This is a genomic window from Rhizobium gallicum bv. gallicum R602sp (genome assembly GCF_000816845.1).
Classification (GTDB): domain Bacteria; phylum Pseudomonadota; class Alphaproteobacteria; order Rhizobiales; family Rhizobiaceae; genus Rhizobium; species Rhizobium gallicum.
In genome coordinates, this window is the sequence record NZ_CP006877.1 from 2,653,142 (window position 1) to 2,673,806 (window position 20,665).

Annotated in this window: 19 protein-coding genes and 1 pseudogene; 12 read left to right on the top strand and 8 right to left on the bottom strand. The window is 61.7% G+C overall.

Translation table 11 applies throughout. The features are described 5' to 3' along the window. Positions 1 to 126: 126 nt before the first annotated feature. Positions 127 to 1,983 (bottom strand): ABC transporter ATP-binding protein, encoded by a 1,857-nt coding sequence (locus RGR602_RS13195; protein ID WP_039845486.1) that lies wholly within the window; start codon positions 1,981 to 1,983, stop codon positions 127 to 129. Positions 1,984 to 2,365: 382 nt separating this feature from the next. On the opposite strand from RGR602_RS13195, the gene RGR602_RS13200 reads away from it, so the two are divergent. Together RGR602_RS13200 and RGR602_RS13205 are read left to right on the top strand one after the other, a co-directional pair. Continuing rightward, positions 2,366 to 2,827, top strand: coding sequence for a tRNA (cytidine(34)-2'-O)-methyltransferase (locus tag RGR602_RS13200; protein ID WP_039846853.1), 462 nt, complete (start codon positions 2,366 to 2,368; stop codon positions 2,825 to 2,827). Positions 2,828 to 3,029: 202 nt separating this feature from the next. After that, positions 3,030 to 4,676 (top strand): Na/Pi cotransporter family protein, encoded by a 1,647-nt coding sequence (locus RGR602_RS13205; RefSeq protein ID WP_039845487.1) that lies wholly within the window; start codon positions 3,030 to 3,032, stop codon positions 4,674 to 4,676. 3 nt (positions 4,677 to 4,679) lie between these two features. Here RGR602_RS13205 and RGR602_RS13210 read toward each other — a convergent pair whose 3' ends face one another. Next, a complete protein-coding gene (locus RGR602_RS13210) occupies positions 4,680 to 4,940 on the bottom strand; it encodes a hypothetical protein (RefSeq protein ID WP_039845488.1) in 261 nt (86 codons plus the stop codon). A 179-nt stretch (positions 4,941 to 5,119) separates the two neighbouring features. Here RGR602_RS13210 and hemF point away from each other — a divergent pair, with 179 nt between their 5' ends. From hemF to RGR602_RS13225, 3 genes are all read left to right on the top strand, one after another. Further along, a complete protein-coding gene (hemF, locus tag RGR602_RS13215; protein WP_039845489.1) occupies positions 5,120 to 6,034 on the top strand; it encodes an oxygen-dependent coproporphyrinogen oxidase in 915 nt (304 codons plus the stop codon). 116 nt (positions 6,035 to 6,150) lie between these two features. After that, positions 6,151 to 6,432, top strand: a complete 282-nt coding sequence (locus RGR602_RS13220) for a hypothetical protein (protein WP_039845490.1) — start codon at positions 6,151 to 6,153, stop codon at positions 6,430 to 6,432. Between the two features lie 124 nt (positions 6,433 to 6,556). After that, positions 6,557 to 6,742 carry a DUF1059 domain-containing protein gene (locus RGR602_RS13225; RefSeq protein WP_039845491.1) on the top strand — a complete coding sequence of 62 codons (186 nt, stop codon included), beginning with the start codon at positions 6,557 to 6,559 and terminating at the stop codon, positions 6,740 to 6,742. On the opposite strand, the gene RGR602_RS13230 is transcribed toward RGR602_RS13225, so the two are convergent. From RGR602_RS13230 to RGR602_RS13240, 3 genes are read right to left on the bottom strand one after another with little or no spacing between them, the layout of a single operon-like run. Then, the gene (locus RGR602_RS13230; protein ID WP_039845492.1) at positions 6,743 to 7,996 is read right to left on the bottom strand and encodes a CCA tRNA nucleotidyltransferase; all 1,254 of its coding nucleotides are present in this window, start codon (positions 7,994 to 7,996) and stop codon (positions 6,743 to 6,745) included. It lies immediately after the preceding gene. After that, positions 7,993 to 8,643 carry a CoA pyrophosphatase gene (locus tag RGR602_RS13235; protein WP_039845493.1) on the bottom strand — a complete coding sequence of 217 codons (651 nt, stop codon included), beginning with the start codon at positions 8,641 to 8,643 and terminating at the stop codon, positions 7,993 to 7,995. The genes RGR602_RS13230 and RGR602_RS13235 overlap by 4 nt, the downstream gene beginning before the upstream one ends. Further along, positions 8,640 to 9,263, bottom strand: a complete 624-nt coding sequence (locus RGR602_RS13240; protein WP_039845494.1) for a DUF1285 domain-containing protein — start codon at positions 9,261 to 9,263, stop codon at positions 8,640 to 8,642. Before RGR602_RS13240 ends, RGR602_RS13235 begins: the two co-directional genes overlap by 4 nt. Positions 9,264 to 9,421: 158 nt before the next feature. On the opposite strand from RGR602_RS13240, the gene RGR602_RS13245 reads away from it, so the two are divergent. The 4 genes from RGR602_RS13245 to RGR602_RS13260 are packed head-to-tail and all read left to right on the top strand — an operon-like array spanning position 9,422 to position 16,247. Then, the gene (locus RGR602_RS13245) at positions 9,422 to 10,432 is read left to right on the top strand and encodes an AAA family ATPase (protein ID WP_022714193.1); all 1,011 of its coding nucleotides are present in this window, start codon (positions 9,422 to 9,424) and stop codon (positions 10,430 to 10,432) included. 13 nt (positions 10,433 to 10,445) lie between these two features. Beyond that, positions 10,446 to 11,366 carry a DUF58 domain-containing protein gene (locus RGR602_RS13250; RefSeq protein ID WP_039846854.1) on the top strand — a complete coding sequence of 307 codons (921 nt, stop codon included), beginning with the start codon at positions 10,446 to 10,448 and terminating at the stop codon, positions 11,364 to 11,366. After that, a complete protein-coding gene (locus tag RGR602_RS13255) occupies positions 11,363 to 14,176 on the top strand; it encodes a DUF4159 domain-containing protein (RefSeq protein ID WP_039845495.1) in 2,814 nt (937 codons plus the stop codon). The genes RGR602_RS13250 and RGR602_RS13255 overlap by 4 nt, the downstream gene beginning before the upstream one ends. A 1-nt stretch (position 14,177) precedes the next feature. Beyond that, positions 14,178 to 16,247 carry a membrane protein gene (locus RGR602_RS13260; protein WP_039845496.1) on the top strand — a complete coding sequence of 690 codons (2,070 nt, stop codon included), beginning with the start codon at positions 14,178 to 14,180 and terminating at the stop codon, positions 16,245 to 16,247. A 46-nt stretch (positions 16,248 to 16,293) separates the two neighbouring features. On the opposite strand, the pseudogene RGR602_RS35610 reads toward RGR602_RS13260, so the two are convergent. Then, positions 16,294 to 16,633: pseudogene (locus tag RGR602_RS35610) on the bottom strand (MFS transporter); the annotation flags it as partial. Positions 16,634 to 16,704: 71 nt separating this feature from the next. After that, complete coding sequence (locus RGR602_RS13265; protein WP_039845497.1) at positions 16,705 to 17,205, bottom strand: GNAT family N-acetyltransferase; 501 nt, start codon at positions 17,203 to 17,205, stop codon at positions 16,705 to 16,707. A gap of 277 nt (positions 17,206 to 17,482) precedes the next feature. On the opposite strand from RGR602_RS13265, the gene RGR602_RS13270 reads away from it, so the two are divergent. Further along, positions 17,483 to 18,472, top strand: coding sequence for a glutathione S-transferase family protein (locus tag RGR602_RS13270; RefSeq protein ID WP_039845498.1), 990 nt, complete (start codon positions 17,483 to 17,485; stop codon positions 18,470 to 18,472). Between the two features lie 3 nt (positions 18,473 to 18,475). On the opposite strand, the gene RGR602_RS13275 is transcribed toward RGR602_RS13270, so the two are convergent. After that, a complete protein-coding gene (locus RGR602_RS13275; protein WP_039845499.1) occupies positions 18,476 to 18,955 on the bottom strand; it encodes an NUDIX domain-containing protein in 480 nt (159 codons plus the stop codon). 71 nt (positions 18,956 to 19,026) lie between these two features. Here RGR602_RS13275 and RGR602_RS13280 point away from each other — a divergent pair, with 71 nt between their 5' ends. Both RGR602_RS13280 and RGR602_RS13285 read left to right on the top strand, forming a co-directional pair. Further along, on the top strand, positions 19,027 to 19,935 hold the full coding sequence (locus RGR602_RS13280) for a metallophosphoesterase family protein (RefSeq protein ID WP_039845500.1): 909 nt from the start codon (positions 19,027 to 19,029) through the stop codon (positions 19,933 to 19,935). A 145-nt stretch (positions 19,936 to 20,080) separates the two neighbouring features. After that, a complete protein-coding gene (locus tag RGR602_RS13285; RefSeq protein ID WP_039845501.1) occupies positions 20,081 to 20,641 on the top strand; it encodes a hypothetical protein in 561 nt (186 codons plus the stop codon). Positions 20,642 to 20,665 lie beyond the last annotated feature (24 nt).

Consider the following 20,665-nt stretch of genomic DNA (forward strand, 5'->3'; position numbering starts at 1 on the left):
AGCTCGCGCCGACCGTGCTGAACGCGAGGAATGCCGCCATTTGTCCTGATCAGGATAACAGGGCTTCTTAACTGGCCTCAAACGATTAAGAAGCCCTCCCGGCTTTCGCCGGGAGGGCCTTTCGCTTTACTCCGCCGCTTCCTCCGCTTCTTGGGAATGATCGGCAAGGAAGCCGCCGGACTGGCGGGTCCAAAGATCGGCATATATGCCGCCCTGACTGACGAGATCGACGTGCGAGCCGGCCTCGATGATCCGGCCCTTGTCGAGCACGATCAGGCGGTCCATCTCCGTCAGCGTCGACAGGCGATGGGCGATCGCGATCACCGTCTTGCCTTCCATCAGCGCGAAAAGGTTCTCCTGGATCGCCGCTTCCACTTCGGAATCGAGCGCCGAGGTCGCCTCGTCGAGCACCAGGATCGGCGCGTCCTTCAAGAACACCCGGGCGATCGCAACGCGCTGGCGCTGGCCACCGGACAGCTTCACGCCGCGCTCGCCGACCTGCGCGTCAAGCCCCTTGCGGCCCTGCATATCGACAAGCCCTTCGATGAACTCCCAGGCATTTGCCCGCTTCGCCGCCTCGATCACATCCGCGTCCGTCGCATCCGGACGGCCGTAGGCGATATTGTCGCGGATCGAGCGGTGCAGCAGCGACGTATCCTGCGTCACCACGCCGATCAGCGAGCGGAGGCTTTCCTGCGACACCAGCGAGATATCCTGGCCGTCGATGGTGATGCGGCCGGCTTCCAAATCGTAGAAGCGCAGCAGCAGGTTCATCAGAGTCGTCTTACCAGCGCCGGAGCGGCCGACAAGGCCAACCTTCTCACCCGCCTTGATATCGAGCGATAGGTTGTCGATGACGCCCTTGCCCTTGCCGTAGTGGAAGCGGATGCGTTCGTAATGGATCGCACCCCTCTTCGCCTGCATCGGGGGTGCATCGGGCTTGTCGGTGATGTCGTGGTTTTTCGTCATCATCTCCATGCCGTCATAGACCGTGCCGATGTTTTCAAAGAGCGCCGATACCTCCCACATGATCCATTGCGACATGCCGTTGACGCGCATCGCAAGGCCGATTGCAATGGCGATCGCGCCGACCGAAATCTGGCCATTCAGCCAGAACCAGATCGACAGGCCGGAGATGACGAAGAGCGCCACGCAGTTGTTGATATAGACGCACACGTGGAACAGCGTGACGCGACGCATCTGCTGGTGCACCGTCTGCAGGAACTCGTCCATTCCGGCCTTGGCATAGCCTTCCTCCCTGCCCGCATGCGAGAAGAGCTTGACGGTCGCAATGTTCGTGTAGCTGTCGACCACCCGGCCCGTCATCATAGAGCGCGCATCCGCCTGCTGCGCCGCGATCCTGCGCAGCCGGGGCACGAAATACGACACGATGCTGACATAGATGGCCAGCCAGACCAGGATTGGCACCATCAGCCGCCAGTCCGCCGCTGCGATCACGATAATCATCGTCAGAAAGTACGTGACGACATAGACGAAGACGTCGAGGATCTTCATCGTTGTTTCACGAACGGCAAGCGAGGTCTGCATCACCTTGGTCGCAACGCGTCCGGCAAATTCGTTGGCGAAGAAGGTCATGCTGTGGCGCAGCAGGAAGCGGTGCATCTGCCAGCGCGCGATCATCGGGTAATTGCCGAGCAGGACCTGATGCATGATAAGTGAATCGAGCCCAGCCGCCAGCGGCAGGCCGACGAGGATCAAAGCCGCCATCCAGGCAAGCTTGTGCCATTCATTCTGCAGGAACGTCGCCTTGTCGGCATTCGTCAGCCAATCGACGATATCGCCGAGGAACTGGAAGAGTGCCACTTCGCCGATCGCAATCAGCGCCGTCAGCACGGCCATGGCTGCAAGCCAGGGCGCCGCAGGCTTCGTATAGTGCCAGCAGAAGGCAAAAAGACCCTTCGGGGGAACGACCGGCTCCTCACTCGGAAAGGGGTTCAGTCGCTGTTCGAACCAGCTAAACATGAAAAGTGCTCCGGAACTTCACCGTTCCACCTCCCGGCCTGCGCAAAATGCACTAAGGCGCATATGGGAACCGGACGTTCGAGGGGCGAGGCCACGACAGCCGCGCAATGGATCAAAAAAGGGGAATTTTAGAAAGCTTGCGCTCAGGAGCGCGATATCGCCACGCTTGGTATCGCGGCTGGAAGGCGCGTAAGCATCAGAATATTCATGTCGGCCCTCCCTAGCTGGCGATTGAAGATGTGCACCAATAACGCGAAAATTGCGAAATTTCCAGTCCAAAATCGGAAAAAATTGAACAATTCAGGGGCAAAAGGCGCCTTGTTGCGCCGAAATCACAGTTGAAATAGGTCTCTTTGCCTCAAGCAGCAAGATGGAATTTCGCATGACCGATCTCAGACTGGCGCTCTATCAGCCCGACATCCCCGGCAATACCGGCACGATCCTGCGTCTTGCCGCCTGCCTCGGAGTGGCCGTAGACATCATCGAGCCCGCCGGCTTCGACATTTCCGACCGCAACCTGAAACGCGCCGGCATGGACTATATCGCAGCCGTTGCGCTTACCCGTCATGTCAGTTGGGATCGCTTCGAGCAATGGCGGGCTCCAACGGGCCGCCGCATCGTGCTCGCCTCCACCAAGGCATCGGTCCGCTACACGGACTTCGCATTCCGGCCGGACGACATTTTGCTGTTTGGCCGCGAAAGCGCAGGCGTTCCGGATCATGTTCATGAAAAGGCCGCCGGGCGTATCCTGATCCCGATGGTCCAGGGGCAGCGCTCGATCAATGTCGCGGTCTCCGCCGCGATGATCGCCGGAGAGGCCATGCGACAGACTGTCTGGCGTTGATTTCGCTTCTGAGAGACTTCGCGAAGCCTCGCCATGATATGTCGTAAACGGCGTTGTGATATCCAGGAACAGGCGTATTATGATTAGCCGGACAATCAAAAAGTGAGAACCAGGCCGCGATTTCAAAGAGATGGCAATGCGCTGAGACACAGATTGCACGGCATTGCGCCGGCCGTGAACGAGAAGAAAAGACCAGCAGAGAATGGAATCCACGATCGTCATGATAAACCTGTTCGGCGCGGTAGCCCTGCTGCTGTTCGGCCTCGCGCAGGTGAAGGACGGTGTGTCTCGGGCCTTCGGAGCGCGGCTGCGCACAGGTCTTGCGACGGGTACGCGTGGCGGCTTGCGCTCCTTCGTTTCAGGCTTCGTCGCAACGCTGGCATTGCAAAGCTCCACGGCAACGGCGCTGATGGTCGCCTCCTTCGTTGAGCGCGAACTGGTGAAGCCACGCATGGCGCAGATCGTCCTGCTCGGTGCCAATGTCGGCACGGCCGTCACAGCCTGGATCGTTGCGACCGGTATCGAATGGTTGTCGCCGCTCGTCATCCTAGTGGGCATCATCCTTTATCGCAGCGGCTCGACCGCACGCCAAGGTGGTGGCATCGCACTGATCGGCATCGGCCTGATGCTCTTGTCTCTGCATCTCTTGAGCGGCGCGACAGAGCCTATGCGCCAGTCGCCCGCGCTTGCCGCCTTTATCGGCCTGCTCGACAACGCCTGGCCGGTGGCGCTTGTGTTCTCCGCCGGCATTGCCTTCGTCTCCTCGTCGAGCCTTGCCGCCGTTGTCCTGATCCTTTCCCTGGCATCGACCGGTATTCTCTCGGCGGGATTGGTGATCGTTCTCGTTTTGGGTGCCAATCTCGGCGGCGCAATTCCGCCGGTCGTCGCTTCGCTTGGCGGACCGGCCTCGGCAAAGCGCGTTACGCTTGGCAACCTGATCGTGCGGGCCGCCGGATGTGCGATCGCACTCCCGCTTGCCGGCTACGGCGCCGAGCTTCTGGAAATGCTGCGGCTCGATCCCGCCAAGCTTCCGGTCGATGCGCATCTCGGCTTCAACCTGATCCTCGCCGCTGTCGCCTGGCCGTTCTCGCGCCTGTTGTCGCAGTTGATGCTGCGTCTCGTTCCAGAGGAAGCACAAACCGACAATGCGCCGAAATATCTTGACCAGCAGGAACTGTCGACGCCCGTCGTGGCGCTTGCAAGCGCCACTCGCGAAGTCCTCGGCGTCGGCGACCTCATAGAGCGCATGCTGATCCGAGCCTCCGACGCCTTCGAGCAGGACGACCTGACGAAGCTCAAGGAAATTCCCACGCTCGAAAAGCGGGTCGATAGCCTGCAGCAGGAAGTGAAGGTCTATCTTTCCAAGCTCGGCCGCGAGGGCCTGAGTGAAGAGAACGGCCGCCACTCGATCATCATCATCGACTACGCGATCAACCTCGAGCATATCGGCGATATCATCGAAAAGGGCCTGCTGCCACAGATCAGCAAAAAGGTTTCGCTCGGCCTGCGGTTTTCCGACGACGGTTACCAGGAGCTCAAGAAGCTCTTCCATTTGACGATCGACAACCTGCGGATCGCGCAAACGATCTTCGTGACACGCGACTTCAATCTCGCCAAACAGATGATGGAAGTGAAGGTCGAAGTCCGCAGGATGGAGAAGCAATCCGCCGAACGCCACCTTGAACGCCTGCGCGAGGGCTACGCCGACAGCCTGCAGACGAGTTCACTGCATCTCGACATGCTGCGCGATCTAAAACGCATCAACGCCCATATCGTCTCGGTCGCGCATCCGATCCTCGACGAGAGCGGATTGCTCATCGAGAGCCGCCTGCGCACGCCTGCGCAATGACGGTCAGTCGGCGGAAGGCAGCCGGCGCATGGTGAATTCGATCTGGTCGTTATCGAGCTGCCGCCAGCTTTCCACTTCGGTCCAATAGGCCGCCTTCGGGTATTCGGCAAACCATTCGCGCGCCTTTGCCCGCGCGTCAAGCAGGCCAAGCCGATAGGTCTGGCGCACGAAGTGATCACCCTTGCGGGCATTGCCTTCCGCCCGATGCCGTTCGATCCTGCGCTTCAAGCCGTCAAACGACGGAGGTCCCGGGATTTTAGTCATGAAACCTACCTCTTAGCGGGAAAGGTAGTATTGAAAATATCAATTTGCGAGTCGAATCTTTGCTGCCTCGACTGCGGCTTTCCGCCGGCTGGCAAGGCACCGAGGCACCTGATACCACGAAACCGTAATCAGCGATGATCGAGTCGCTTGTGACGCAATAACGACTGCTGGGGATAATGATGGAACGACCAGACCTGCCGATCGGCCTGCCGGACGATATCGAAGAAAAGAAGGTCGCCGCGCGCACTTGGTTCGAAGGGTTGCGCGATACGATCTGCGCCGCCTTCGAGGCCTTGGAAGACGAGCTGACCGGCACTCTTTCGGACCAGGAGCCCGGCCGTTTCGTCGGCAAGGAGTGGTCGCGTGAAAATGGCGCCGGCGGCGGGGGCCGGATGTCGATGATGCACGGCCGCGTTTTCGAAAAGGTCGGCGTGCATACCTCCACGGTGTATGGGGAATTCGCGCCCGATCTGCGCGCCCAGATGCCGGGTGCCAGCGAAGACCCCCGGTTCTGGGCCTCAGGTATTTCGCTGATCGCCCATCCGGTGAACCCCAATGTCCCCACAGTGCATATGAACACCCGCATGGTCGTCACCTCCAGCCGCTGGTTCGGGGGCGGTGCGGACCTGACGCCGGTGCTCGACCGGCGCCGCACGCAGGAAGACGACGATAGTCGCCTCTTCCACAAGGCTATGGAAATTGCCTGCCGCAGCCATTCGCCCGTCGCCGACTACGGCGCTTACAAGAAATGGTGCGACGAATACTTTTTCCTGAAGCACCGCAACGAGCCGCGCGGCATCGGCGGCATCTTTTATGACTGGCTGCATTCGAGCGAGGAAGCCGGCGGCTGGGATGCCGACTTCGCTTTCACCCGCGATGTCGGCCGGGCCTTCGCCATGGTTTATCCGAAAATCGTCCGCTCCAATTTCAACAAGGAATGGACCGAAGCCGACCGTGACGAACAATTGATCAGGCGCGGGCGCTACGTCGAGTTCAATTTGCTCTACGATCGCGGTACAATCTTCGGGTTGAAGACGGGAGGCAATATAGAGTCGATCCTCTCGTCGATGCCGCCGGTCGTCCGGTGGCCATGACCGTACGCAAGCGTACGGGTAAAAATACATTACATGGCCTTTAAGAAGCGTGAGCATGCGCTAAACTAACGTGCTAAACTGAGCTTGTGTTGCGTAACAATCGGAGGAGGATTGTCATGATGATACAGAGCGGTTCGCCGCCGTCTGGGGATGTTCGGGAGGCATCCCGCGCAATCGAGACCCCGGATTTCCTGAACCGCATTGCCGAAGAAATGCGAGCCACGAGCGGCTCGGACCTGCCCCTTTCCTGCTTCATCGAACAGGTGAGGTTGCAGCTTGCTGCCGGAAAATCGCTCGAAGAACTGCGCGGACAGGCAAAAGAAGGCGCAAATTCGAATGCGCCGTACCAGTCGTCCGACTGCTTCCGCGCCTGGGCGATGCCGGAATATCGCATGTGATTTGCCGGCCGATGTCATCATCGGCCGGAACCTTCTCTCCGTTTCGCACATTGAAGTTTCGCACATCTTGGAGAACCGCGTGTCAGCGCGATCATCCTGTCATGTTCCGACAAAGGAGTAGACAATGCGACTTTACGAATGCGGTACGCTCGTTCCGGGCTGCACCTGGCACACACGCGCCGATGAGGACGCCGAAGTCGTCCGCCGCGCGGTCGAGCACATGAAGTCCGCCCACGGTGAAACGACCATTCGCGAAAACATGATCGACAACATCAAGGCCCGCATCCGCGACGAAGCGACAGCGGCCTGATCACTTCGAAAGTTCATTCAGCCGGGCGAGCAGCATCGCCCGGTCGGCGGCAAAATTCTCGTCGATCCATTGGTTTTCGAGTTTCGCAAGCGTCTCGCCGACACGCGGGCCTGCGGGAATTCCGGTGGAAACGACATCGCTGCCGCCGATTGGAAATTGCGGTCTCTTCCACGTCAGGGCCCGATCCAACAGCTTGCCGAGCCTGGCCGACCGGCTCATTTCCTTCATGTCGCCTTCCGCCTTGCCGCGAGCAACGGCGAGCGCGAGCTTCAGGCGCGTGACGATACCGTCCACACGATTGCGGTAGAGCAGCCGGTCGAAGGCCGCGGCAGACATTTCGTCATCGACGGGGGGCGCCGCCGCCCAGGCCCTGAAATAGGCCGCTTCGGCATTCGAAAATCTCAGGCGGACCGCCATCTTCTCCAGCCGTTCGGCATCGGGCGGAACGATCGAAGCGAGCCGAAGAAGCGGATCGGACTTCCAGCCGAGCGCCTTTTCGGTAGCGACCAGTGCCGGGATGGCGTCGATGCCCCATTTCTCCGTCTCCGGCAGGACTTCGCTGAGCACCGAAACCTGCCGCATCCAGAGCAGCGCCCGGCCCGGATCGTCGGCAGCAAGCAGCTTGCGAAGTTCGGACCAAATCCTTTCGGACGAAAGTGTAGTGAGCTTCGACCGCGCCGCCGAACAGGCCCGCAGTCCGTCTGCATCGGGCCGGCCGGAGCCGTAGTGAGCAAAAAAGCGGAAGAACCGCAGGATGCGCAGGTAGTCCTCGGCAATCCGTGTCGCCGCATCCCCAATGAAACGGATGTTGCGCTTTTCAATATCGGCAAGTCCGCCGACGAGATCGACCACCTCACCCTTGGAAGTCATGTAAAGGGCATTGATCGTCAGGTCGCGCCGTTCCGCATCCGCCTGCCAGTCGGTGCTGAAGGCGATCCTGGCGCGGCGCCCGTCAGTCTCGACGTCGGTGCGCAGCGTCGTCACTTCGAACGGCTTTCCTTCGATCACCAGCGTCACGGTGCCATGCTCGATGCCGGTGGGGATCGCCTTGCTGCCGGATGCCTTCGCCCGTTCCGTCACGGCGTCCGGCGTCAGCGTCGTCGCGATGTCGATATCGCTTACTGGAAGCCCCATCAGGCTGTTGCGCACGGCGCCGCCCACGACGCGCCCCTCCCCGCCGTCTGCGTTCAGGAGCGCGAAGACGCGCTGAAGGCGGGGGTCCTTGAACCATGCTTCATCAGCAAGGCTGGTCATGCGTAAAGCCTCTCGTAAAGGGTGCGCACGATACCCGCCGTGATGCCCCAGATCATCCAGCTTTCATAGGGCATGCGGTAAAAATGCCGGTCGATACCCTCGACCAAGCGCCTGTCGCGGGTGTGGTTTTGCGGGTTCATCAGGAAAGAAAGCGGCACCTCGAAGACGTCGTCGACTTCCCGCGGATTGGGCTTCAGCTCGAACCCCGGCTGGACGACGCCAAGCACCGGCGTGATGCGGAAGCCGGTCGCGGCGAGATAGTGCGGCAGGCGTCCGACCGTCTCTACAAAGGAGCCGGCAATGCCGATCTCTTCCTGTGTCTCGCGGATCGCCGCCATCTCCGGAGAAATGTCCGTAGCATCGACCGCACCGCCAGGAAAGGATATCTGGCCGGAATGCTTGCGCAGGTTTGCCGTGCGCTTGGTGAAGATGACCCGCGCCTCGTCGCCGTCGTCGACCACCGGCACCAGCACAGCGGCGTCGCGTAGGCGAAAGCCCTCGACCATCGCGACGATATCCGGATTGAGGATGTGGTCACCGTGATCCCGCCAGGAATGATCGACCGGCCCGCCGTTTTGATTGAGCGCCCGGCGGCGGAATTCGGCCGCGGAATAGAGTGGGTAGGCTTGGGTCGGGGCATTGCTCATCGGGACAGCATATCCAGTTCATCGGCGGCCATGACAGGGAAAACGCAGCCGGCCGAGCGGACGCAGAACATTTCCCTGCCCTCGATATCCGCAATCTCGCCGAGATCGGCCAGTTCATACATCACGGCCCGCGATACCAGAGCCTCGAGACGTCCGCGCACATGCAGATAGGGTTTCAACTCGCTGTTTTCTCCATGAATCACGAAGCGCAGCGGATACTCCTTGCCGGCCTCGACGACATCGCCGGTATTGGTGCGGAATGTCAGCACCTGCTGACCATTGCGGTCCGTCACGCTCATCTCGACGGCGACGAACGGAGCGTCAGCGACCCTGATCCCGATCTTTTCCACAGGGGTGACGAGATAGGTCTTTCCGTCCTCGTCCTTGCGCAGGACGGTGGAAAACAGGCGAACCAGGGGCGCACGGCCGATCGGCGTTCCCAAGTAGAACCATGTGCCGTCGGCGCGGATTTCCATGTCGATATCGCCGCAGAAGGGCGGATTCCATTTTTCGACCGGCGGAAGTCCGCGCGTCTTGTCGCCGGTTTCGCCTGCAGCGCGCGAAATCAGCGCGGCAAGCCCTGCGGCATCTTCACTCGCCCTGATCTCTTGCGCTGCCATTCTTCTGTCCCGGTTTGCTCTTAACGATAGAATAGTCACGAGATAGTCATTTGGAACGAACTTGTCAGCCCGCAACATATCCATAACTCTATAGGGTACGAGCCAGAGGCGTAAGTCCGCCGATTCGCGACGAATGATTCAGCCGTTGGAGATACTTGATGGGTATGATGAAGACCGAAGATAGCCTCGGGGAGAAGGAAATCATCGCTGCCGCAGAAAAGGCGCTCGCCGATATCGCACTTGTGCGCGAAGAAGTCTCGAAGGTGATCTTTGGCCAGGAAAGCGTCGTCGAAAACACCCTGCTCGCTGTTCTTTCAGGCGGCCATGCACTTCTGGTCGGCGTGCCCGGCCTTGCAAAGACCAAGCTGGTGACCACGCTCGGCGAAGTGCTCGGCCTCGGCGCGAACCGCATCCAGTTCACGCCGGACCTGATGCCGTCGGACATCCTCGGTTCCGAAGTGATGGACCAGGACGAGAACGGGCGCCGCTCCTTCCGCTTCGTCAAGGGCCCGGTGTTCGCCCAACTGCTGATGGCGGATGAGATCAACCGCGCCTCACCGCGCACGCAGTCGGCGCTGCTGCAATCGATGCAGGAATATCACGTCACGATCGCCGGCCAGCGCTACGACCTGCCGACGCCGTTCCACGTTCTCGCCACCCAGAACCCGCTGGAGCAGGAAGGCACCTACCCGCTGCCGGAAGCTCAGCTCGACCGCTTCCTGCTGCAGGTGGACGTGCACTATCCCGAGCTTGCCGCCGAACGCCAGATCCTGCTCGAAACGACCGGCATCAGCGAAACGAAGCCGCAAGCCGTCCTCGATGCCGGGCGGCTGATGGAAATCCAGAAGCTCATCCGTCAGATGCCGGTGAGCGACAAGGTCGTCGATGCGATCCTCGATCTTGTCCGCTCCGCCCGCCCCGGCCAGGGCAACGCTGCGACCGACAAGAATGTGGCCTGGGGCCCGGGTCCGCGCGCCGGCCAGGCGATGATGCTCTGCGCCCGCGCCCGTGCGCTCTATGAAGGCCGTCTGGCGCCGTCGCTCGACGATATCCATGCACTTGCCGAACCCGTTCTCGAACACCGCATGGCGCTTACCTTCGCTGCACGTGCCGAGGGCATGTCGGTCCGCGATGTCATCGCCGGCCTCGTCAAGCAAGCCAAAGGATAAGGAAGCCGGACGCGTGGCATCTATCGGACAGATCGTCAATCCGACCCCTGGCAGCGATGCCCTCGCCCGCGCAAGACAGCGGGCCTCTCTGGTGCCGGACTGCCTGGTCGAAGCAAAGCGCATCGCCAATACCGTGATTGCCGGCTGGCATGGCCGCCGCAAGCGCGGTATCGGCGAAAATTTCTGGCAGTTCCGCCCCTATACCGAGGGGGAAAGCCTATCGCGCATCGACTGGCGTCGCTCCGCCCGCGACGACCATACCTATGTTCGCGAGCGCGAATGGGAAGCCGCCCACACCATCTGGCTGTGGGCCGACATGTCGCCCTCGATGATGTACAAGTCGACCTTCGGCAGTGTCTCGAAGGAAAGCCGCGCGCTCGTCATCATGCTGGCGCTCGCTGAAATCCTTGCGCGCTCCGGCGAACGCATTGGTTGTCCGGGCGTCATGGAACCGGTCGCCGCCCGCAATGCCGCCGAGCGGCTTGCAACCGCGCTCATGCATGCGCCGCTACCGGGCGGGCTGCCGGACGTCGCCATGATCCGCGGCTGGAGCGATCTCGTGCTCATCGGCGATTTCCTGGACGATGCGCCGGCGATCATGGCCCGCCTCACACCGCTTGCCCGTCGCGGCCTTCGCGGCCACGTGGTCGAAATCGCCGATCCCGCCGAAGAGCTTTTCCCCTATACCGGCCGTACTGAATTCACCGATCCGGAAACCGGCTCGAAACTCGTGTCCGGCCGCGCGGAAAACATCCGCGAAGCCTATAGCAGCGCCTATCTGGCCCGCCGCGACGATCTCGGCCAATCGCTTCGACATCTCGGCTGGACGTTCGTCACCCATCGCACCGATCACCTGGCATCCGAAGCACTGGTTGCGGTGCATATGTATCTGTCCGGGATGCCGGCCAAGGCGACACATGGGGGGCTGTTATGAGCGCCCTTCCCTTTGCTTTCGCCTATCCTGCAATCCTCGGCGCGCTTGTCGCCCTGCCGGTCATCTGGTGGCTGCTGCGGCTTACGCCGCCGCGCCCGAAATCCGAAGTCTTCCCGCCGCTGAAGATACTGGCCGCCGTACTGAAGCGCGAGGAAACGCCCGCTCAAAGCCCCTGGTGGCTGACGCTGCTTCGAATGCTGCTCGCCGCTGCCGTGATCCTTGCGATCGCCGATCCGGTTTTCAATCCGCGCACCAATTCCCTCGCCGCAGGCGGTCCGCTCGTTCTTTTCGTCGACAATGGCTGGGCAACGGCGCCGGATTGGCAACGGCGCGTGCAAACCGCCGAAGCGCTGATCGACGACGCCGAATCCGCCGGCGCCCCCGTCGCGGTCGCCTTTACCGCCGATCCCACCAACAATGCTGTGCCGGGCACCACAACGGCGGCCCGCGACATGCTGCGCGCTGCAGAACCGCAGCCGCTCGTTCCGGATCGCGAACGCGCCTTCGAGGCATTGCGCGCCGCCCTCAACGGCACGAAACCAGGGACGCTCGCCTTCCTTTCCGACGGCGCTGCCGCCAAGGAAAACGATGCGACCATCCGCCAGCTCGCCGATCTGAAGCCTGCCGAGCTCCGTCTCATCGAAGGCGATACCGCACGGACGATCGCGATCAGCGGTGCCACGAACGCCGCCGACGCCATGAGCGTGACCGCGACTCGCCTGGACAGCGCGGGCGCCGCCTCGCTGCCGCTGACGGCGCAGGATGCGCAGGGCCGTGCGATTGCCGCAGGCACGGTTGATTTCCAGCCCGGGCAGTCGGTCGCCTCCGGCTCGATCCCCGCCCCCTTCGAGATGCGCAACGATTTCGCCCGCGTCAGCATCGACAATCTCGCAACGGCAGGTTCGGTCCATCTGCTCGACGATGGCTTCAAGCGCCGCCGCGTGGTGCTGCTTTCCGGCGAAGCGGGCGATGAATTCCAGCCGCTGCTATCGCCTCTCTATTACATCCAGCGCGCATTGCAGCCTTATGCCGATCTGATCCAGCCGAACACGCCGGATCTCGCTGCCTCCATCCCCGATCTGCTGTCGCAGAATCCATCCGTTATCATCATGGCCGATATCGGCCGGCTGCCGCAGGAAACCTATGAGCCGATGCAGCGCTGGATCGCCAATGGCGGCACGCTGATCCGCTTCGCCGGACCGCGCCTTGCCGCCGCTCCCGCAGACGATCCGCTGGTGCCGGTGACGTTGCGCCAGGGCGAGCGTGCGCTTGGCGGCGCGCTCTCCTGGGCCGAGCCGCAGCCGCTGGCAGATTTTCCGAACTTCGGTCCTTTCGCCGGCATGGCCAAGCCGACTGACGTGACCGTCAAGCGCCAGGTTCTGGCCGAGCCGACGCCCGATCTTGCCGAGCGCACCTGGGCAAGCCTTGCCGACGGCACGCCGCTGGTAACGACCAAGCCGATCAATGCGGGCCGTATCGTGCTTTTCCATGTCAGTGCCGAGGCAACGTGGTCCAACCTGCCGATCTCCGGCAATTTCGTCGAGATGCTGCGTCGCATCGTTCAGCTCTCCCGCTCCGGCGGCGTCACCTCTGAAGCGGGTGCTGCAACGACCGCTGAAGCCCTGCCGCCCTTCCGCCTGCTGACGGCGAAGGGCGTGCTCACGACGGAGACCGGCACGGCGCGGCCGTTGATCCCGAACGCAAAGACCGAGCCCGTTTCCAATTTCGACAATCCCCCTGGACTCTATGGTTCGGAAGACGGCTTTACCGCATTGAATGTATTGCCGAATAACGCCGAGCTGAGGCCGCTCGACACAGCCGGCATCAATGTCTTGCGCGAGGGCCTGATCGGCGGTGAAACCTGGTCCGCCAAGCCCGCTCTCTTCCTCATCGCCTTCCTGCTGCTCCTGGCAGACAGCCTCGTCGTCATGTTCATGGGCGGCGCTTTCTCCCGGCTGCGTTCTGCAACCCGGCCCGCGGCGATCATCGCAGTCGCCGTCAGCACGACCTTCTTCCTGCAACCCTCGCAATTGCGCGCCGACGATTCCAAGCCCGGCGACGACCAGATTTTCCAGCGATTGGACAATACCCACCTCGCCTATGTCGTCACCGGCGAGCAGGATGTCGACAATATTTCCGAGCACGGCCTTGAAGGCCTGACCGAGTTCCTGACCTTCCGCACGACACTGGAGCCTGCGCCGCCCGTCGGCCTTGATCTCACGAAGGACGAGCTGTCCTTCTATCCTATCATTTACTGGCCGGTTTCTGCCTCCGCGCCGATGCCCTCGACGGCTGCGATCAACCGCGTCGACGCCTATATGCGCGCCGGCGGCACCGTGCTTTTCGACACGCGCGACCAGTTCTCCTCCCTGGATAACAATGGAGGTGCCACGAGTGCCAACGGCGAGCGCCTGCAGCAGATCCTCGCCAATCTCGACATCCCCCCGCTGGAGCCGGTTCCTTCGGACCACGTTCTGACGAAGTCCTTCTACCTGCTCTCCAGCTTCCCGGGCCGCTATTCCGGAAGCCCGCTCTGGATCGAGTCGAGGCAGGACAACCGGGCCTCGGACACCAAATCGACGGCCTCGGCCGACGGTGTTTCGCCGATCCTGATCACCGGCAACGATTTAGCCGGGGCCTGGGCGGTCGATCAGAACGGCGCACCGATGCTGCCGACCGTTCCGCCGGATGAGATGCAGCGCGAATACTCCTATCGCGCCGGCGTCAACATCATGATGTATATGCTGACGGGCAACTACAAGACCGATCAGGTCCACATCCCCGCGCTCCTCGAACGGCTGGGGCAATGACATGACGGTTGATTTTTCGCCCTTTATTCCCTGGCCGGTTCTGGCAGCGCTCGCGGCCGTCGTCGCGGTTGTCGCGATCTTCGCCATCTGGCGCGGCATCCGCGGCGCCTGGATCCGCACGCTGGCCGCCCTCGCATTGCTGGCAGCGCTCGCAAATCCCCTACTCATGCAGGAAGATCGCGAGCAGCTTTCGACGGTGGTTCCCGTCATCGTCGATCGGAGCCAGAGCCAGCAGACGCCGGAACGTATCAAGATGACCGACGAGGCGCTGGCGCAGTTGAAGGATCGCCTCTCTCGTTTCCCGAATATTGAACCGCGCTATGTCGATGCGACCGAGCCGGAAAATTCCGATACGCCGTCCACACGTCTCTTTTCTGCGCTTTCGGCCGCCGTTGCCGACGTACCTCCAGCGCGCGTCGGCGGCGCGATCATGCTGACGGATGGCGAAGTGCATGATGCGCCGGGCATCAACCAGGCGCTCGGCTTTGACGCACCGGTCCACGGCCTGATCACCGGCAAGGCCAACGAATTTGACCGCCGCGTCGAGGTGATCAAGGCGCCGCGCTTCGGCATCGTCAATGAAGAGCAGCAACTGGTCCTGCGCGTCTTCGACGACGGCCCGAGCCCGGGCAGCACCGCCGATGTCACCGTGAAGCTGAACGGCGACGTGATCGCCGCGCTCCAGGCGACACCGGGGCAGGATACGCCGTTTTCCTTTAAGGTTCCGCGCGGCGGCAGCAACGTGCTGGAATTCTCTGTGGCCGGACTGCCTGGCGAAGTGACGGAGGCAAACAACCGCGCCGTTCATGTCATCGATGGCATTCGTGAAAACCTGCGCGTGCTTTTGGTCTCCGGCGAGCCGCATGCCGGCGAGCGCGCCTGGCGCAATCTCCTGAAATCCGACGCCTCGGTCGATCTCGTCCATTTCACCATTCTGCGCCCCCCTGAAAAGCAGGACGGCACGCCGATCAACGAGCTTTCGCTGATCGCCTTCCCGACACGCGAGCTGTTCGTCGACAAGATCAAAGACTTCGACCTGATCATCTTCGACCGCTACCAGCACCGCGGCGTGCTGCCGATCCTCTACTATGACTACATTGCACAATATGTCGAAAACGGCGGTGCGCTGCTGATTGCCGCAGGTCCCGAGCATGCCGGCCAGGATTCGATCGCACTGACGCCGCTTTCGGCCGTTCTCCCTGCCGAGCCGACCGGCCAGATGATCGACAAGGCATTCTATCCCCGCCTTTCCGAGGAGGGCCGCAAGCACCCCGTCACCCGCGGCCTCGACGGCTCCGCTGACGAGCCGCCGCATTGGGGCCGCTGGTTCCGCAGCGTCGATGTCGCGTCTCCGCATGGCCAGACGGTCATGGTTGGCGCAGACAATCATCCGCTGCTGCTTTTGAACCGTGCCGGCCAGGGACGCGTCGCCATGCTGCTCTCCGACCAGGGCTGGCTCTGGGCCCGCGGCTTCGAGGGCGGCGGCCCGCACGTCTCGCTCTACCGCCGCATCGCCCATTGGCTGATGAAGGAACCGGCGCTGGAGGAGGAAGCGCTGACGGCGCGCGCCTCCGGTCGCACGCTGGAGGTAACCCGCCAGACGATCGGCGACAATCCGGGCAATGCCACAGTCCGATATCCATCAGGCAAGACGGAAAATCTGCCGCTGAACCAGTCTGAACCCGGTCTCTTCAAGGCAGAGAAGAAGATGGACGAGATCGGCCTCTTCGAAATCCGCAACGGCGACCTGACGACGCTCGTTCATGTCGGCGCCGTCGATGCGCCCGAATTCAAGGCGATGATTTCGACGACGGATGTGCTGAAGCCGATTTCCGGCAAGACACGCGGCCTTGTCACCCGCGTTTCAGATACCAACGGAGCGATCGAAGTTCCGCCGATCCTGCCGGTTCGCGGCCAGGTTCGCGTCGCCGACAATGACCGCATGCAGATCAAGTTGACGAACGAGAGCGTGCTGAAGGGGATCAATACCCTGCCGCTCTTTGCCGGTTTTGCCGGCGTCGGCGCGCTGCTGCTCGCCTTCGGCGCCATGTGGTGGCGTGAAGGTCGATGAGTCCCGCTTAGGCGAGTGAGACTTGCCGCGTTTCTGCATCGATCGCAAGCGGTGATTCCGGCACGAAGAAGCGAAGCCCGATGCCGAAGATGGCGGGCAGCGCCGTCACGGCAAAGATGTAGCGCCACGCGTCGGCAACGTCGGCGAGCGCCTGCCACCCTGTCGGCGAGCCGGCTGACGACGGCGCCGATCAGCATGCCGAGGACGAAAAGCGTTCCGGTCTGCAGTGCCTGCGGCACCGTCAGCTGGAATGTGGCGGCGATCGAAGCGGCCGTGAACCCGACGGCTAGCACCTGCATGGCGTCGGCCGCCCAGACGAGCCCGAAAAATGCCATCAGCCGCCGCTGAAATGCGCCCGTCCCAGCGCGATCCGAACTTCCGCTCATGCCGCCCTCCACCAAGCTGCCGAAACCTCGAGCAAAGTGAGGTCAGGGAAACCAGCGGTAGGACATATGAACTATGCACGCCAGCCGATGATACCCTTAAGACGCTGATGCGCATCTTCGGCAATCGGAACGACCAGAACGCGGGCGGGATCGACTGGCCCTGGAAAGGCGAGCGCGTTGTAGGCGACCTTCTCGAAGCCGAGCGGGCAATAATACGGCGGATCGCCGACAAGGATGACAGCCTCGGAGCCCTTGCGCCTTGCCGCCTCCACCGCGATCCGCACGAGTTCGCGGCCGATGCCCATATTCTTGTGCGATGGCCGGACGGCGAGTGGTCCGAGCAGGTGCCCTTTAACATCGCCCGCCATGACCGGGGTCATCCTGACCGAGGCGATCGTTTCGCCATCATCGGTACAGATGAAGGAGAGCGACGGATCGTGCGCCCCCTGCTCGCGGATGCGCGCAGCCGCACGCGCGTGCCGGCCAGGGCCGAAAGCTTCTTCGTTGATGTGTTCGATAGCCGCGTCGTGAGACGCATCCTCGGTGAGGTAGACCAGATCGTGCTTTTGCATGATGAGACAGAAACCGGATAGACGGAATTGATGATTTTCGAGCACGCGCTTAGGCGTTCGGAAGCATCAGCGTCGTCGCAGATTTCTGGATGCGTAAAACAAATCGGGTTCCCGAGAAAATGTGAAAAGGCCGATAGCAGGAAAAATTTGCCTCGTCCAACGCAAAGTGACGCGACCGAAAAAACATTTGTGACGCACTGTTCAGTCTTCGCACCCCTGCAAAGATCGGCCGCGTGCAATATGTTTCCACCAACGGCGAATTTGAAGGAAGCGCACAATGGGCATGCTGGTTGACGGCGTCTGGCAGAACGTCGGGTACGATACGAAGGAAACGAAGGGCCACTTCAAGCGCGCGGCCTCTCAGTTCCGCAACTGGATCACGGCCAATGGGGAGGCAGGACCGACGGGCAGCGGCGGCTTCAAGGCCGAGGCTGGCCGCTATCATCTCTATGTCTCGCTCGCCTGCCCCTGGGCGCACCGCACGCTCATTTTCCGCAAACTGAAGAAGCTTGATGACATCGTCTCCGTGTCCGTCGTCGATCCGCTGATGGCCGAGAACGGCTGGGAATTCAAAGTCGGCGACGGCGCGACCGGCGATCACCTTTACGGTGCAAGGACCCTCTTCGAGATCTACGTGAAGGCCGATCCGCACTATTCCGGCCGCGTCACCGTTCCCGTGCTCTGGGACAAGAAGACCGGTACGATCGTCAATAATGAATCGGCCGAGATCATCCGCATGTTCAACAGCGCCTTCGACGGCCTGACCGATTCGAACACCGATTTCTATCCCGACGCTCTGCGCGCCGACATCGATGCGCTGAATGCGATCGTCTACGACACCGTCAACAACGGCGTCTACAAGGCAGGCTTTGCAACGACGCAGGAAGCCTACGAAGAAAATGTTGTGAAGATTTTCGAAACGCTGGACATGCTGGACGAGCGTCTCGGCAAAAGCCGCTATCTCTTCGGCGATCGGCTGACGGAAGCCGACTGGCGGCTGTTCACGACGCTGGCGCGCTTCGATGCAGTCTATGTCGGCCACTTCAAGTGCAACATCCGTCGCATCGAAGACTACAAGAACCTCTCGGGCTACCTGCGCGATCTTTACCAGACGCCGGGCGTCAAGGAGACGGTGAACCTGCGCCACATCAAGGAGCACTATTACCGCAGCCACAGGACGATCAATCCGACGGGCGTGATCCCGGTCGGCCCGGCTCTCGATCTCGACCGCCTGCACGGCCGCGCCAAGCTTGCCGCTGCCGCGTGAATCCTACCAGAAGTGAGCGGCGGGCTCTTCGCCGCTCAACTCCCTCAGCCTGCGCCTCGTCGCTTCAGTCGTGCCGTCCGGCAGACCGTCGAGCGCGAAGAAGCCGCATTCGACAATTTCGCGATCCGGCTTGCGCGGCGCTGTCTGCTCGACCTCGGCGCGGTAGAAGACCACATGATCGCGCCGGCTCGCCGATGCGTTGAAATAGACATGGAAGAGCTGCGGCCTGCCGATGATCCTGAGGTTGCCCTCCTCGCGCAGTTCCTTGATCAGCGCTTCCTCAGCTGTCTCGTTGCGCTCCAGCCCCCCGCCAGGCATATGCCAGCCGGGAATGTAGCTGTGGCGGACCAGAAAAATCCGCCCGGACGAATCGAAACAGGCCGCCCGCACGCCCATCGTCATGCCGCGCGCGAGAGCGAAATAGCCATGCACGATCCGCATCAGCAGCTTGGATTGCCAGGGCCTGATTTCCTTGGTCGTCATCGGTCTGTTTTCACTATTTCGTTCAATCGGACGTGTTTGATTTGTAAATATCCTGGTCTATGTGTCGTAGCATGTTCAAGCTCGCGCATATCTCGGATATCCACCTCGGCCCACTTCCCAATCTTTCATTCCGCGAGCTTTTCTCGAAGCGCATTACCGGCTTTGTGAACTGGCACCGCCACAGGCGCAAGCATCTTTTCGGCGGCACGCTGGATCTGCTCCTGGAGGATATCCGTGCGCGCCAGGCCGACCACCTGGCCGTGACCGGCGACTTGGTGAATCTCGCAAGCGGCATTGAGATCCGCTCCGCCGCCGCCTGGCTTCGCGCGCTCGGCGAACCGGCGGAAACCTCCGTGGTTCCCGGCAATCACGACGCGTATGTGCCCGGCGCCTACGAGAAATCCATGCGCGCCTGGTATGACTATGTGCGCGGCGACCTCGCTCCAGCCGAATGGGAGGAAGACAAGCACATCTTTCCCTATCTCCGCGTCCGCGGCAAAGTCGCGCTCGTCGGCTGCTCGACGGCCGTCGCCACGCCACCATTTGCCGCCAGCGGCTTCTTCAGCCAGCGGCAGGCCCGCGAGACCGTCAACATGCTCCGCGCGGCCGGTGAAGCCGGCCTCTTTCGCGTCGTCATGATCCACCACCCGCCGATCCGCGGCGCGACTGCTTTCTACAAGCGCATGATCGGCATCCGCCGCTTTGCCGCCGTCGTCTCGACCGGCGGCGCAGAACTGGTGCTCCACGGCCATACGCATCTCAATACGCTCCACTGGCTGCGCGGCCAGACTGGTCCCGTGCCTGTGGTCGGCATTGCTTCCGCCTCGCAGGGACCAGGTGGCTTGAAGCCCCGTGCGGCCTATAATCTCTTCAGCATCGACGGTTCGCCCGGCGCCTGGGAACTGAGGGGCGAACGCTTCAGCTTGAACGACATGGGCGATGGCGTTTCGTCGGAAAGTGTCGACATTTTCAAGCTTTAGGCGGACAAGCGGAATCTTTTTCGCGGCTTTTTGAATCAATTTCTGAAGCCGCTGCGATTTTCCCCCAGGTAATGCTTAAGCCCTTGGTATTTCCAAATCCCACTGTACAATCCGGCCGCAATCGCAGCCGATCAGGGAACAAGCCATGCGCGCCGCAGCAAACCGCATCTGCCGTCTCACCCTCGCCTTCGGCCTTGCAGCCGGACTGTCGGCACCGGCCTTCGCCGTCGGTGACGAAAGCGACGAGACGAGCCCGCCTCCGAAGACCGAAACCACGACCAAATGCGCCGACGGCAAGGTGTGGGACAAGAAGAGGAAGGAATGCGTCGCGCCGAAGAAGAGCAGCTTTAATGACGACGACCTCTACGAGGCAGCGCGCGAATTCGCCTATGCCGGCCAATATGAAAATGCCATCACCGTCTTGAACCTCGCCAGGAACAAGAACGATCCGCGCATCCTGAACTATCTCGGCTATGCAAACCGCAAGGCGGGCCGGATGGAACTTGGAATGTCCTATTACCGCAAGGCGCTGCAAGCCGACGAGAATTATATCCTCGCACGATCATACATGGGCCAGGCCCTGGCCGAAGAAGGTGACATCCAGGGTGCCCGCGTCCAGCTCGTCGAAATTCGCGACCGCGGCGGCGAAAACACCTGGGCTTATCGTGCGCTATTGCAGAGCCTGAACGGCTACCGGACGTATTGAAACGGGGGCGCGCTCCGGCGACCA